We start from the raw sequence: 14,466 nt of genomic DNA on the forward strand, positions 1-14,466 counted from the left end.
TATAAAAATATTTTTATGTCAGAGAACGCACATAGCACAGAAGGCCACGGCCACGATGACCATGCAGGTTTATCAAAGGGTAAAATCTGGAAAGTTTTTGGTATCCTTTTATTAATTACAGTTATAGAGTTTATTATCGCATTGGTTTTCATTCCTAAAGGATATATGACTCAACATGTTGGTAATTACATTTATATCGCATTAACGCTGTTAAAAGCATTTTATATTGTAGCTTATTTTATGCACTTAAAATATGAAAAGCTAGGTTTGCAGCTTGCATTAACAGTTTCATTTGTTTTCATTATTTACTTTATTGTTTTAATGTTAATAGAAGGTGGGTTTTTAAACATCCACATGATGAACCATTAATGAAAAGAAGTCCTATAAAAAAGGTAATAATCCTGGTAAGCATTTTAGCTATACCGGGATTTTTGTTTTTTTACTTATTGCCGCACTTCGCCAAGAATCGGTATAAGAGTTTACCCATCTTTGGTAAAAAAGTAGTTGCATCAACTTTTCACAGTGTAAAAGGAAAGAAAATCCCAGATACCATTTACCATCAGGTTCCTGATTTTAAACTCATAAACCAGCATAACGATACAGTTACCTGGAAATCGTTGCAGAACAAGATTGTGGTACTGAATATGTTTTATACCGGTGCAAATAATCAAGGAACAAGTAAATACATCAAGAAATTATCTGATGGGTATGAGCAAAAACCTTTGGTTAAATTTTTAAGCCTCTCTGTTGATCCACTTGATAATGGTAGAATAAAAGATTTTGCCGAACAGTTTAAAGCAAAGGCTGGAAAATGGGATTTTCTGGTTGGCGATACCATTCAAACTTATCCGCTGATCAGAAAAGGTTTGTTACTTGATGTAGTTGCAGACGAAACGAAAGAGAAAACCAATTTTCTTTTTAGCAATAAAATAGTACTTATTGATAATCTACACCGTATACGTGGTATTTATGATGCAGATAATGCTGAAGCAAACGCCAGGTTAGAGGATGAAATAAAAGTACTTATTGCCGAATACTTAAGAAATCTTAAAGATGGTAGGTAGTTGGCTTAGCGTTATGTTTAGGGCTTAGCGTTTGAAGTCCTAAGTCGATACAAAATAATAATAATATAAAAGAGATTTAAAAAACTCATGGAAAATAGCCCAATTGAGAAAAAGTATAACAAGTGGATCATTATTCTTTCTATCCTTATACCCGTAGCCGTAGCCTTTTTATTTGTGGTAAAGCTGAAAGATTTAGGTATTGATGCACCTACCTTGCCTTTTTTGCCGCCAATATACGCTACCATTAATGGAATAACAGCTGTACTCTTAGTAGTGGCTGTATGGGCAATAAAAAACGGTAAAATACAATTACACCAAAACCTCATGAAGACTGCTATCGGCTGTTCTTTATTGTTTCTGGTGATGTATATCGCTTATCATATGACTACGCCATCTACCAAATTTGGTGGTGAGGGCGCTATTAAATATGCCTACTTCTTTATTTTGTTAACGCATATCCTATTGTCAATAGCCATTATTCCATTGGTATTGGTTACTTATGTAAGGGCGTTGGCCGAGCGTTTTGATCGCCACAGAAAAATTGCCAGGATTACTTTTCCACTGTGGCTGTATGTAGCCATAACCGGAGTAGTGGTTTATCTGATGATATCACCGTATTATTCATACTAAGGTTATCCTACCTTAACTTTTGAACCCCTACCCTAAAAAGTAGGGGTTTTATTTTTAATTAATTTTTTGCCAGCTAAAATTTCTTAATCAGTATATTTGGTAAAGAAGCCTATTATCATACTAAAATGTTTTAGTTTAAATCTTTCTTCTCTTTTAATGATAAATCTATTTATTATTACGCCTCAGAATAATGGAAGATATAGTAAATTGTGATGAACTAATTTTATGGCGCTAAGGAACGCAGACAAGGAACATGTGCTGATTGATAAAATCGTAGGGGGAGATGAGCAGGCTTTTTCTGTCCTTTTCTTCAAATACCTTCCTGTACTCCAGATTTTTGCCGCTAAGTTTACTAAATCTGAAGATGCGGCAGAAGAAATTATTCAGGATTCATTTTTAAGGGTTTGGTTAAATCGCGATAAATTAGCGGAAGTTGATAATGTGAAAGCCTATCTATATAAATATGTTTCAAACGAATGTTTAAGCTACTTGCGTAAAAAATTAAAAGAAGATAGAGTTGTTGATGCATTTACCGCGAAACAACAAAATAGCCATAATAATACCGTAGAAACTATTAATTTAAACGAGATAACGAAAATTATTGCTGTTGCTGTCGAAAAATTACCTGATCAGCGCAAAAATATATACCAATTAAGCAGACGCGATGGTAAAACTATACCTGAAATTGCAGAAATACTCAATATCTCGCCTAATACCGTTAAAAATGCCCTGGTAATTGCCCTTAAATCGATACGTATACACCTCGATCAACATGGGATTGTGTTCTTTTTTTCCATAATTTTTTTCTTTTTGAAAATAAAATAGAAAAAAATTAATATCCCGATAGTCCTAATTTTATTTTGCGGCTTCTTAATATCAGAATCTTTATGGAAGAACGCATACATTATCTCTTACAACAGTTTACAGCTAAAACCTTAAGCCAGGCCGAAAGAGAAGAACTTTTAGTTTTGGCAGAAAACAGCACATCATTACTTTCTGACGAAATCGTGAAAATGATTATCGCAGAAGAAGAATGTGCGGTTAATGTTGTTGACGAAAAATGGAATCCGGTTCTAAATAAAATTCTTTTGGTAGATAAACCAATCCAATCGCCTAAGCGGATTTTAATGAACAGCTTAAAATGGGCTGCCGCTGCAGTTGTTTTTATTGTGTTTTCATTCACTGCTTACCTCTCTCTACAGAAAAAGAAAGAGCATGTTTTTGCTACTGACGTGGCACCGGGAAAAAACAAAGCTATTCTCACCCTGGCGGATGGAAAGAAAATTTCACTTTCAGATGTGATGAATGGTGATGTTGCCAAAGAAGCCGGCTTCTCTATCACCAAAACTGCCGATGGGCAATTGGTTTACACCTTGGCTGAATCCGAAAATATTAATGATACCAGATTAAATACGATTTCTACGCCTAACGGTGGCGAATGGCAGATCAAATTGCCCGATGGTTCTACGGTTTGGTTAAATGCAGCATCTTCAATCCAATATTCGTTAAATATTGGAACCGCTAAACAGCGCTTAGTGAAATTAGATGGGGAGGCTTATTTTGAAGTAACTAAAAATGCAGCACATCCTTTTATTGTAGAAACCGATAAGCAGTCTGTTGAGGTATTGGGTACACACTTTAACATTAATAGCTATAAAGATGAAAGGGTAACTAAAACCACTTTGTTGGAAGGGAGTGTACGTGTTTCGCATAATATTACCAATGAGAGTGAGGTGCTTAAACCTGGCGAGCAATCTTTGGTATCTGTTTCGGGCATGGATATAAAAGAAGTAGATGTTGATGAATCAATCGCATGGAAAAAAGGCTATTTTATGTTTAATAACGAAAGGCAAGAAAGCATTTTACGCAAAGTTGCCCGTTGGTATAATGTCGAAATAGAATATGCCGATGCAGATGCAAAAGAGGTAATGTACTATGGAACGGTAAGCCGTTTTGAAAAAATTTCGAAAGTATTAAGAAAATTTGAGCAGACCGGAGAGGTGCGTTTCGATATCAAAGGCAATAAAGTAATTGTCTATAAAGAATAAACGAGAAAAGATGAAGGCGTAACTAACCTTTATCTCTAAAAATAACTAATTAATCAACTTAACCTAAAACTTAACAAATGATGAATAAACCTCGACAAAACTCCTGACGATTCAACGTTGAATAAATAAAAAAGGAGTGCTTGCAACACCCCCTTTATTATCTGTTTAGCTATTCCGTAAGCCGGAATCGATTAAAAATCAATTATTTCTTGGATAACCGCGAAACGCTTTTTGGCGTCTAAACTTTATTGCGCTTCGCACAAAAACAGACTATTAAATGTACAAAATTTATATTAGAATTTTATGTACGCATCGACGCTACATACCTAAATTGCTATTAATTATGAAGTTAGTTACGGTCATATTACTTGCCTCGCTAATGCAGGTAAGTGCAGCTTCATTTGGCCAGCTGGTTACATTAAAGGAGAAAAATGTAACATTAGAGAAAATGTTTAGGGAAATCAGACAGCAATCTGGTTATGATGTACTATTATCGACCAACACCATTAAAAGCGCTACTACTTTAAATGCCAATTTTAATAATGCGACTATAGAAGAGGTAATGGCTAAAATTATTTCAGGACGGAATTTAACCTATACTATTGAAGATAAAACGATCTTAATTAAACCTAAGGAAAAGAGTATTTTCGATAAAGTAGTTGGTTATTTTGCTGCAGTAAAAATAACTGGTAAGGTAAGAGATAAAAGTGGCGCAGTACTCCCAGGCGTAAGTGTAAGAGAAAAAGGAGTTGCCAATGCGGTATCAACCAATGGATCGGGCGATTATGTTATTTCGGTAACAGAGGGTGGCGTTTTAACCTTTAGCTTTATAGGTTACAAAACACTCGAGGTACCTATTGGCAGTAAAACGGTTATTAATGTTACGCTTGAAGAAGACGCTGCTCAACTTAAAGAAGTAAATGTGGTATCCAATGGTTATCAAAACATTGATAGAAAGTTATTTACAGGTTCAGCAACATTAGTAAAGGCATCAGATGCACAACGTAATGGTATTCCTGATGTTTCTAGAATGTTAGAAGGTCAGGTTGCCGGTGTTTCTGTTCAAAACGTTTCAGGTACATTTGGTGCAGCACCTAAAATCCGTGTTCGTGGTGCTACTTCACTTTCTGGTGATAACAAACCACTTTGGGTAGTGGATGGTATCATTTTGGAAGACGTGGTAAATATCTCCAATGAGGCACTTTCAACCGGTGATGCCAACACACTTATCGGTTCTTCTGTTGCCGGCCTTAATCCGGATGATATCGAAAGTTTTACCATTTTGAAGGATGCGGCAGCAACTGCTTTATATGGTGCCCGTGCAATGAATGGTGTTGTTGTTGTAACCACAAAAAAAGGTAGAGTTACCGATGGAGCACCTAAAATTAGTTACACCGGAAACTTCACAACGTATTTAAAGCCTACTTATGATAACTTCGATATTCTAAATTCGGCAGATCAAATGTCCGTTTTATTGGAGTTGGAGAACAAAGGCTTTTTTCAGCATACCAGCGCATCGAGAGGTTCTGAAGGTGGTGTTTTCTATAAAATGTATAATTCATTGTACGATTACAATCCATCAACGGATTCGTTCGCACTAAGAAACGACATCCAGAGTAGAAACAACTTCTTGCAACGTTATGCGAATGCAAATACGGATTGGTTTGATGTACTATTTAAAAATTCTTTACTACAAGAACACTCAATGAGTGTTAATTCAGGTACAGAGAAGTTTCAAACATATGCTTCAACTTCGTACTTGCATGATAATGGTCAAACAATTGGAAATAATGTAGATCGTTTCACAGGTAATTTCAGGATTAATGGTAAAGTAACTAATAAGCTAAGTTTTGAATTGCTTGCCAATGGTTCTGTTCGTGATCAACGTGCGCCGGGTACATTAGAAAGAACATCTGATCCGGTTTATGGAAAATTTTCTAGAGATTTCGACATCAACCCATATTCGTATGCTTTGAATACGAGCAGAACAATGACTGCTTTTGATGAAAATGGGAACCGTGAGTTTTTTACCAGAAATTTTTCACCATTCAATATTCTTCATGAGATTGATAACAATTATTTAAAATTAGGGCAGATTGACTTCAAAGTTCAAGGAGGATTGAGATATCAAATTATTCCTTCGTTAAACTACTCAGTTGATGCAGCCTACCGTTTTGCGAAAACCGAACGTCAACATTATATCTTAGAAAATGCAAATATGGTATTAGCCTATCGCAATACATCTGATGCGACAACAATTGGTTCAAACAAGTATTTGTACACTGATCCGGAAGATCCAACAAGGTTACCAGTAAGCGTTTTACCTGAAGGCGGTTTCTACAATACAAAAACCGATAACCTGAAAAACTACTACTTCAATCAAAAATTAACTTATGATAAAATCTTCGGGCAAGATCATCATGTTTATGGAATGGGTTTAATGGAGGTACGCTACACCGACAGGCAAGCAGAAAACTTCGATGGTGTTGGATATCAATATGAAAACGGGGGGATTGTAAATTCGGCCTACAAATATTTCAAATGGGCTCAAGAATCTGGATTCCCTTATTTTGGTATGAGTAATACTTACGACAGATTCGCTGGTTTCCTATTAAATGGCGCTTATTCATATAAGGAACGTTATACCATCAATGCTTCTGGTCGTTTAGATGGATCGAACAAAATGGGAAGTAGCAGAACTGCGAGATGGTTACCAACCTGGAATATATCGGGTAAGTGGTTTATTAATCAGGAAGCATTCTGGCCTCAGGATAGCAAAATCTTTACTGCAGCAGCATTACGCGCTACTTATGGTTTAACTGCAAACATTGGTAACGCCAGAAACTCATCGGCAATATACTATAATCAGGTAACAAGAAGGCCGTATGATAATGAGAAAGAAACAGCCACTTACATCTCCGGCTTAGAAAATTCTGAACTTACCTGGGAGAAAAATAAAGAATTAAACATTGGTGCTGATTTGGCATTCTTCCAGAATAGGGTAAACGTAACTGTTGATGTTTATAAAAGAAATATTTTTGATTTGATTGGTACCATCAGAACCTCCGGTATTGGTGGTCAGTTTGAGAAAACAGCCAACTATGCTTCCATGAAAAGTAAAGGTTTGGAGCTAACCATTGGCGGTACCCCAGTTAAAGCTGGAGATTTTGGTTGGAGAACTAATTTAAACTTCGGTTACAATACCAATGAAATCACAAATCTTGAAGTTAGTCCTAATATTTTCAGCTTAGTAGATGCTGATGGTGGCGTTTTAAAAGGATATTCTCAACGTGGATTGTTCTCAATTCAATTTGATGGTTTAGATCATAACAGAGGATTTCCATATTATATTGACGAAGATGGAAGGCGCAACACTTACATCAATTTGCAAAGTACAAATACCCAACATTTAAAATACGAAGGTCCGGTTGATCCAAAGTTAACAGGTGGTTTTTATAACCAGTTCAGGTACAAAAACTTCACTGTTTCGGCTTTATTTACATTTCAAGCAGGTAATTACGTACGTCTAGACCCAACTTATCAGGCATCTTATTCAGATATCTATTCAATGTCGAAAGATATGTTGAACAGATGGATTAAGCCTGGCGATGAAGCGTTTACCAACATTCCTGCCTTGCTCGATCCATACGATGTGAATCAGACTGTTAAGGATGCTGATGGATCAACGGTTTGGGCTGTATATCCCTACAACCTTTACAATTATTCGACAGAGCGTGTAGCAAAAGGCGACTTCATCAGATTTAAGCAAATCTCAATCGGTTATGATGTCCCAAAACAATGGGCTGCAAAACTGGGCATGTCTAATGCATCAATTTCATTAATTGGAAATAATATTGCGCTACTGTATTCAGATAAACGATTAAATGGTCAAGACCCTGAGTTCTTCGGATCAGGAGGGGTGGCTTTACCTATTCCAAAACAATATACATTATCACTAAAGGTTGGATTCTAAAAAAAACTAAAATTATGAAATTAAATAAGATACATATCTTATTATTCGGTTTGGGTGTTATGTTTTCTACACAATCGTGTAATAAATATTTAGATACTGAACCAGATAATAGAACACAAATTAATTCTGTTGAAAAAGTTGCACAATTGGTAACAACAGCTTACCCTGGCCGTGACTATTACTACTTTACAGAATCTGCATCAGATAATGCTGAAGATAAAGGTAATGGCGTTGGTGGTTTGGATGATGTAATTAGCAGGCCATACAACTGGCAAGATGTAATTGGTGATGGAACTGGTTCTACCACTGCTTATTGGAACAGTTGTTATGAAGCTATTGCAGCAGCTAACCAGGCCTTGGAAGCCATAGAAAAAAATAACCTGGGCAACGCGGTTTTACCTTACAAAGGAGAAGCTTTGGTAGCACGTGCTTATGCGCACTTTATGTTGGTTACACTTTTTTCGAAAGTTTATGCAATTGGCGGTTCGAATGACTCTCCTGGCATTCCTTATGTAACGGCTCCAGAAACAAAGGTTATAGCTCAATATGACAGAGGTACTGTAAAATCTACTTACGAGAAAATTGAAAAGGATTTAGTGGAAGGAATGGCCTTATTATCTGCAACAGCTTACACCGTTCCAAAATATCACTTTACGCCGGCAGCTGCACATGCTTTTGCATCGCGGTTCTATTTATTCAAAGGTGAATGGCAAAAGGTAATTGATGAATCATCAGCAACCGTATCAGGTGGTGATTTCTTCAACAACTTAAGGCCTGTTAACAGCACTTATAGAGCTGCAGGAACAGAAGATTTCAGAACCATGTTCACTAGATCAGATCAAAAATCTACTTTGTTGCTAACCGAGCAATATTCTGGCTGGCAGAGACAGACTTCGCCTCGTTATGGTTATGGCATTAACATGGTTAAAATGTTCAGCCTGGCGGGTAACTTTACGGGTAAAACCAGAGCGGATAAAATCCTATCTTATGGAGTTCCTCATTATACCACTTATAAATTCAAGGAATATTTCCATCGCGTTAGCCCTGGTGCTGATATCGGGTTCCCATATCTAATTGCACCATTGCTTACGGTTGATGAATCTTTATTAAACAGAGCAGAAGCATACGCACAATTAGGTCAGTTTGATAATGCATTAAGAGATATGAATACATTCTTAAGTACGAAGATCAGTAATTATAGTGCAAGTTCTGATGCAGCAACGTTGCCAAAGATTACTGCATTCTACAGCATCTCTGATCCGAAAGAGGTGATCATTAAATTAATTTTAGAAAGCAAAAAAGCAGAATTTTTACAAGAGGGTTTAAGGTGGCTGGATATCATCCGCCACGGATTAACTGTTAGACACAACAAGTATGATACAGCTGGTGTAGAAACTTTTGATGAGTTAGGTCCAACCGATCTTCGCAGAGTTTTCCAGATCCCTCAAGAAGCATTATTATCAAATGTTCCACTAAATCCAAGATAATTTCTAATTATGAAAAAGAACATATTTAAATTATTTGCTTTACTGCTAATGGTGGTTTTAGCAAACTCCTGTAAAAAAGAGGATCCTTTAAATGTCGATTTTAGCCAATACAACATCGATAACCCTGTAGCGAATACGCCGCTTGATAAATGGCTAACCACGACATTTTTAGATGAATATAATATTGATGTTATTTACCGCTACAACCGTTTCTTTCATGGAGATGACCGTGATGTGGCGGCTGTAAAAGTTGATAAAGTTCAGTCTCAGATGCAAACTGTTTTAGAAGGTTTTATTTTGCCTTACCGAAAAATTGCGGGTACCTCCTTTATTAAAAAGATGGTGCCTAAACAATTTGTGTTGTTTGGCTCTGGTTCTTACAATCCCGATAATTCATATACATTGGCAACGGCTGCTGCTGGTAGAAACATTACCATTTATGCAGTAAACGATTTTAATATAAATGTTCCAGGCGATGTGGTGGGAAAATTAAAAACCATTCATCATGAGTTTACGCATACTTTGAATCAAATCGTTCCTATGCCTGATGATTTTCAGAACATTACCAAGTCTACTTATTTGGCAACCTGGACAAGTACACATGATACTACCGCAAGAAATAATGGGTATGTAACCCCTTATGCTTCAAGTCAGCCAGGTGAAGATTTTGCAGAAACAGTATCTCACTTACTGGTGTTTGGTCAAGCCTGGTTCGATGCACGAGCAAACAGTTCAAAAGCAGTCGGTAAAGCAGCGTTAAAAGCCAAAGAAGCAAGTGTTGTACAGTATTTTACCAATATGGGTATTGATTTCAGAGCGCTGCAAATGGAAATTCAGAATATCGTTCGCAATCAATATAAGTATCAACAAGCCAGCTTCCGTTACTGGATGGGGCAGAATTTATATAAATCAATGACCATTAATTTAGATTCTGATCCAGTTTATAATACAAGTGGAATATCTAGTGATTTCAAAGCTGCTTATCAAGCAACTAAAGTAGCTGTTGCTGCAGTTGGAAATGCTGGTCGTGTTTTTAATTATGCTAAGCTGTCGTTTACAAGTTCAACTGCTATGACTTTGTCACTTTATTATACAAATACAGCAGGTTCTGCCTTCGAAGCCACCTATAATTTTAATATGGCATTAAACGCAACCAGTGGACAAACAAGGTTTACAGTAGGTACTGCTGGAGGTACAACAGGAACATGGGGTAATGCCACAGTTATTCAAACAGGAGCACAACCTCTGATTAACTATCTTGTTAATAACAATTTTATTGCAGATTGGTTGCCGACAACTATTAATGCAGATAATTATAATAAATATGGTGGCTTCTATGTATCTGGAACACCGACCAACTATTTCTATGGACTATTAGGGCAATAATTATAACTATGAAGAAATTATTATATTTATTTATGGTCTTGCTGACATTTGCAAGCTGTAAAAAAGAAGAAGAATTAAATTTTGATGATCGCCCTGAGGTACGCATGAATCAGTCAATTGAAGAGGTGAATACTATTTTGGCCTCTTCTCCAAACGGCTGGATTGCTACCTTGCCTACTGCAGGTGGTGGTGGTTACGGTTTTTACATGACTTTTGATCGTGCGAATCAGGTTGTTCAAATGGCGGGGGATTTAACAGATGAATCTGCATCTAAAATTGCCCCTTCCACTTATCGGGTTAAAGCCAATGCAGGTGCTGAATTAATTTTCGATACTTATAACTACATCTCTTTATTGAGTGACCCAAATCCTAGTTCATTTGGTGGGGTAACCGGAACAGGATTAAGAAGTGACGTAGAGTTTTTATTTGAAAGATCTACCGCGGATAGCTTGATTTTAACAGGTAAAAAATATCGTCAGGTGCTTAAAATGGTTAAGGCCACTGCTGCACAAAAAACGGCATATGAAAGCGCTCAATATAAAACGCTTATCGATAAATTCAAGGCGTTTTTTGTCAATAATGCAAACCCTTTTATCGAAGTGGTTTCTGGCACTAATACGTTGAAAGTAACATTAACCTTAAACTCTACAAACTCTCTGAACTCAGGAAAGAGAATTGATTTAACTGGAGTTTTAGCTGATGGAACAACGATCGCTTCGGCAAATATGAAGTTTGCTTACACTATCAATGGCGTCTCTATTCTTGGTGACGGCTTGATTTGGAACGGGATTAAATTTGTGCGCATGGCATGGAAAGATGCCAATACGTTAGCGATTTATGATAGCACTGGTAAAGAATATATTGTTAACAACTCCACCGTACCATTGGTTCCATTACACTTATTGTTTGGATCGAAATACTCAGGTTTAAGATCTGAATACAAAACAATTTATCCGGGAACTTCCGCAGCGGGTGCTGATATTTTAAATTATTTCCATAACGGTTTAATACCTGCTATTACAGGTGGTTTTGCTTTTAATTATGGTAGAATTGATTTGGATTGGAATATTGTAAACAAAAGGTTTTTGATCAATGGTAGGAGTAGTCAGAGTGGGCCGACCGAAACTGGGGGATGGGTAACCACTTCATCTTACACCTACACAACAGACGCTAGTGGCATATATAAGTTTACGCAATTTTCAGCCCCATCGGGTGGATATGTTTCAGGTCCGCTATCTAGATTTTATACTTTCATTTTAAATAATCGCGTAGTTTTCGATTATTTCTCAAGTGGGGGTGTTTTATATGGTAGAATGACAAGTGTGGAAAATCCTGCAATTGTGATGACCTTTTTATTAAAATAATTCAACACGCTTTCGTTAAACCCCGCCCCGATGGCGGGGTTTTCCCAATAATTATAACTTTACTAACTAAATTAAAGCTCATGAAAAAATTTAAATTGGTTATTGCTACTTTTTTGTTGTTGTCATTTGCTTCTTGTAAAAAACAAGAAAAAGTCATTCCTATAAATAATTCTGTCAGCAATAAAAACACACTATCACTCCACGAGAATAAAATATCGATACCTTATGGCAACAACAGTACCTGTGGCGTATATATTGATCCAGCCGATACCCTTTCATTACAATTAAAATTAAACGATTATTTGCAATGTGAAACGAGCTTGCCCAAATGGTGGCCTGATTTCAGTAACGTACACTTTCCAGATCCAATGCCTGCTGTTCCAATATTTAATATATACGTTATAGAACCTGTACCAAATGATGCAGTTGCAAAAGCTCTTGTGAATAAATTCATTTCTAATAGTATAAATCCAGCGATTGGCGGGCCCAGTATAATAATTCAGCCTCTTACAAATACAGAACAACAATTTTTAGATGTCTACTTCGATGAAAGATTAGCCAAAATTTTAATGTTGCGATTGGATCATCCAAATAACGGCATGTTAGAGCCTGAAGATGTTTTGCTTCTTGATATGTACAGTACATTCCAAACGGTTTTAAATAGCCCGTTTAATCTTTACTCTCCAGCATTAAATGATTTTTTCGGGATAGCAATTAATGGCTGGGGCAATTCCAGGGATGCTTATGGTGCAATACCTTTCAGTACTTATTCCGCCGGATATCCAATGATGGATGCAGTTAGAAATAGAATGAATCAATTGAATAATCTCTTTCATAGCTCTCTTCCGAGATTCTACTATTACGCATACGCCTCTGAAAATTATATGGATGAATTACTTATTCCTTAATCTTTTGGAGCACTTAAAACCCCGCCTCAATAGCGGGTTTTTTTATGACATAATTTTTAAACCCCTCCAATCGTTTTATGCTTATATTTGTATCAAATGAAGAAGAAAGCAATTTTTATCCTATTGGTGCTGGTGTTTACATGTGCAATAACACCCTATGTTAACGCACAATGTTCTATGTGTACCATTAATGCCGAGCAAGGTGTTAAAAACGGAAATACACAAACAGCAGGCTTAAATACCGGAGTGTTATATCTTTTATCTCTTCCTTATTTAATGGCTGTTATTGTGGGCGTGGTTTGGTATAAAAAATACCGCAAAAAGAATATTCATCTCAACATGAAAAAAGAACCTTTTAATCTCAATTAAAAGCATGTCTGAGCAAACTACCTCAAAACTTTATGCCATTATACATTGTAAGTGTCCGCATTGCCGTAGGGGAGATATTTTTACAGGCAGTATGTATGGCTGGAACATTCAGCATACCAAAGAAATCTGTGGGCATTGCGCACAACGTATAGAGATTGAACCAGGCTATTTCTATGCCGCTATGTACGTAAGTTATGCCATGAATGTAATCGAAATGCTTTTCGCGAGTTTTCTAACCTATTTAATTTTCGGCCCGCTTACCGACGATACTTTCTGGCATTATCTCATCGTTATTTTTGCAGGTTGTTTTATCCTGTATCCGTTTAATTATCGCTATTCGAGAATTATACTGCTCCATATTTTATCGCCGAACATTAAGTATAAGCCATATTACGATAAGTAGTATTGGTTAATCGTTTAAATCCTATAAACTGGTTAATTGTTAAATTTAGCGATTAAACAATTAACCAGTTAACCCCATGCTGTATGTTAAAAAAAGAAACCCTTAGTTTTATAAAAGACGTAGCGGAGAATAACAACCGCGAATGGTTTGCCGCCAACAAAGAAGTTTATGAACATGCAAAGGCCGATGTACTCAGGCTTGTAGCAAGTATTATCCCAGAGCTGGCCAAAGTAGACCCAATGCTTTCAGGAGAGATGGATCCAAAGAAATGCCTTTTACGCATTTATCGTGATGTGCGCTTCAGCAAAAATAAAGACCCTTATAAAAATAACTTCGGCATCTGGTTTTCTACCAAAAAAGGAGGGAACGAACCCGGTTATTATCTGCATATCAAGCCAGGGAAAAGCTTTATTGCCGGTGGATACTGGATGCCAGATGCACCGCATTTAAAATTGATCAGGCAAGAGATTGATTATAATATTGGCGATTTTAAAGAAATTATTAACAACGCAGCCTTTAAGAAAAACTTTAAACTCGGTTTTGATAATGCACTTAAAAATGCACCTAAGGGTTATGATCCTGCAGATCCAAATATCGAATTTTTAAAATTGAAAAGCTTCGAGGCCACCACAGAAATCGAAGATGAAGAATTTTTAAAACCAAACCTCGTTAATAAGTTGATAAGTTCTTTTAAAACAGTACAACCATTAGTTGCATTTTTACGGAATGCTATTGAGCAATAACGAACTGTTAATTTTCAATGACCAATACCAAAATAATCATTAACCGATAGTCAATATTCAAGCTATAAAAGATCTTGATACTTGATACTCA

At 36.5% G+C, this 14,466-nt stretch carries 13 protein-coding genes; all 13 read left to right on the forward strand.

Translation table 11 applies throughout. The features are described 5' to 3' along the window. The first annotated feature begins 15 nt into the window (after window positions 1–15). Complete coding sequence (locus ACTJKN_RS16770) at window positions 16–369, forward strand: cytochrome C oxidase subunit IV family protein (RefSeq protein WP_440826777.1); 354 nt, start codon at window positions 16–18, stop codon at window positions 367–369. Continuing rightward, a complete protein-coding gene (locus ACTJKN_RS16775; protein WP_440826779.1) occupies window positions 369–1,064 on the forward strand; it encodes an SCO family protein in 696 nt (231 codons plus the stop codon). Before ACTJKN_RS16770 ends, ACTJKN_RS16775 begins: the two co-directional genes overlap by 1 nt. 87 nt (window positions 1,065–1,151) lie before the next feature. Continuing rightward, the gene (locus ACTJKN_RS16780; RefSeq protein ID WP_440826781.1) at window positions 1,152–1,694 is read left to right on the forward strand and encodes a DUF420 domain-containing protein; all 543 of its coding nucleotides are present in this window, start codon (window positions 1,152–1,154) and stop codon (window positions 1,692–1,694) included. Between the two features lie 225 nt (window positions 1,695–1,919). Continuing rightward, the gene (locus ACTJKN_RS16785) at window positions 1,920–2,519 is read left to right on the forward strand and encodes an RNA polymerase sigma-70 factor (RefSeq protein WP_440826783.1); all 600 of its coding nucleotides are present in this window, start codon (window positions 1,920–1,922) and stop codon (window positions 2,517–2,519) included. 62 nt (window positions 2,520–2,581) lie between these two features. Further along, window positions 2,582–3,742 (forward strand): FecR family protein, encoded by a 1,161-nt coding sequence (locus ACTJKN_RS16790; RefSeq protein WP_440826785.1) that lies wholly within the window; start codon window positions 2,582–2,584, stop codon window positions 3,740–3,742. A 343-nt stretch (window positions 3,743–4,085) separates the two neighbouring features. Further along, entirely contained in the window at window positions 4,086–7,715 is a 3,630-nt protein-coding gene (locus tag ACTJKN_RS16795; RefSeq protein ID WP_440826787.1) for a SusC/RagA family TonB-linked outer membrane protein, read from the forward strand. Window positions 7,716–7,729: 14 nt separating this feature from the next. Beyond that, on the forward strand, window positions 7,730–9,202 hold the full coding sequence (locus ACTJKN_RS16800; RefSeq protein WP_440826789.1) for a RagB/SusD family nutrient uptake outer membrane protein: 1,473 nt from the start codon (window positions 7,730–7,732) through the stop codon (window positions 9,200–9,202). Between the two features lie 9 nt (window positions 9,203–9,211). Continuing rightward, window positions 9,212–10,588 carry a substrate import-associated zinc metallohydrolase lipoprotein gene (locus tag ACTJKN_RS16805; RefSeq protein ID WP_440826791.1) on the forward strand — a complete coding sequence of 459 codons (1,377 nt, stop codon included), beginning with the start codon at window positions 9,212–9,214 and terminating at the stop codon, window positions 10,586–10,588. Window positions 10,589–10,596: 8 nt separating this feature from the next. Further along, complete coding sequence (locus ACTJKN_RS16810; RefSeq protein ID WP_440826793.1) at window positions 10,597–11,952, forward strand: DUF4302 domain-containing protein; 1,356 nt, start codon at window positions 10,597–10,599, stop codon at window positions 11,950–11,952. Between the two features lie 80 nt (window positions 11,953–12,032). Beyond that, window positions 12,033–12,860, forward strand: coding sequence for a hypothetical protein (locus tag ACTJKN_RS16815; protein WP_440826795.1), 828 nt, complete (start codon window positions 12,033–12,035; stop codon window positions 12,858–12,860). 96 nt (window positions 12,861–12,956) lie between these two features. Further along, entirely contained in the window at window positions 12,957–13,229 is a 273-nt protein-coding gene (locus tag ACTJKN_RS16820) for a hypothetical protein (protein WP_440826797.1), read from the forward strand. A 4-nt stretch (window positions 13,230–13,233) separates the two neighbouring features. After that, on the forward strand, window positions 13,234–13,632 hold the full coding sequence (locus ACTJKN_RS16825; RefSeq protein ID WP_440826799.1) for a DUF983 domain-containing protein: 399 nt from the start codon (window positions 13,234–13,236) through the stop codon (window positions 13,630–13,632). Window positions 13,633–13,715: 83 nt separating this feature from the next. After that, window positions 13,716–14,375: a DUF2461 domain-containing protein gene (locus ACTJKN_RS16830; protein WP_440826801.1), complete on the forward strand. Its 660-nt coding sequence runs from the start codon at window positions 13,716–13,718 to the stop codon at window positions 14,373–14,375. The last annotated feature ends 91 nt before the right edge of the window (window positions 14,376–14,466 follow it).

It is taken from the genome of Pedobacter sp. 22163 (genome assembly GCF_052045595.1).
Taxonomy (GTDB): Bacteria; Bacteroidota; Bacteroidia; order Sphingobacteriales; family Sphingobacteriaceae; genus Pedobacter.

Bases quoted from the DNA above. Each gene is read 5' to 3' on its own strand.
- ACTJKN_RS16770 (WP_440826777.1), top strand. From the start codon at position 16: ATGTCAGAGAACGCACATAGCACAGAAGGCCACGGCCACGATGACCAT.
- ACTJKN_RS16775 (WP_440826779.1), top strand. From the start codon at position 369: ATGAAAAGAAGTCCTATAAAAAAGGTAATAATCCTGGTAAGCATTTTA.
- ACTJKN_RS16780 (WP_440826781.1), top strand. From the start codon at position 1,152: ATGGAAAATAGCCCAATTGAGAAAAAGTATAACAAGTGGATCATTATT.
- ACTJKN_RS16785 (WP_440826783.1), top strand. From the start codon at position 1,920: ATGGCGCTAAGGAACGCAGACAAGGAACATGTGCTGATTGATAAAATC.
- ACTJKN_RS16790 (WP_440826785.1), top strand. From the start codon at position 2,582: ATGGAAGAACGCATACATTATCTCTTACAACAGTTTACAGCTAAAACC.
- ACTJKN_RS16795 (WP_440826787.1), top strand. From the start codon at position 4,086: ATGAAGTTAGTTACGGTCATATTACTTGCCTCGCTAATGCAGGTAAGT.
- ACTJKN_RS16800 (WP_440826789.1), top strand. From the start codon at position 7,730: ATGAAATTAAATAAGATACATATCTTATTATTCGGTTTGGGTGTTATG.
- ACTJKN_RS16805 (WP_440826791.1), top strand. From the start codon at position 9,212: ATGAAAAAGAACATATTTAAATTATTTGCTTTACTGCTAATGGTGGTT.
- ACTJKN_RS16810 (WP_440826793.1), top strand. From the start codon at position 10,597: ATGAAGAAATTATTATATTTATTTATGGTCTTGCTGACATTTGCAAGC.
- ACTJKN_RS16815 (WP_440826795.1), top strand. From the start codon at position 12,033: ATGAAAAAATTTAAATTGGTTATTGCTACTTTTTTGTTGTTGTCATTT.
- ACTJKN_RS16820 (WP_440826797.1), top strand. From the start codon at position 12,957: ATGAAGAAGAAAGCAATTTTTATCCTATTGGTGCTGGTGTTTACATGT.
- ACTJKN_RS16825 (WP_440826799.1), top strand. From the start codon at position 13,234: ATGTCTGAGCAAACTACCTCAAAACTTTATGCCATTATACATTGTAAG.
- ACTJKN_RS16830 (WP_440826801.1), top strand. From the start codon at position 13,716: ATGTTAAAAAAAGAAACCCTTAGTTTTATAAAAGACGTAGCGGAGAAT.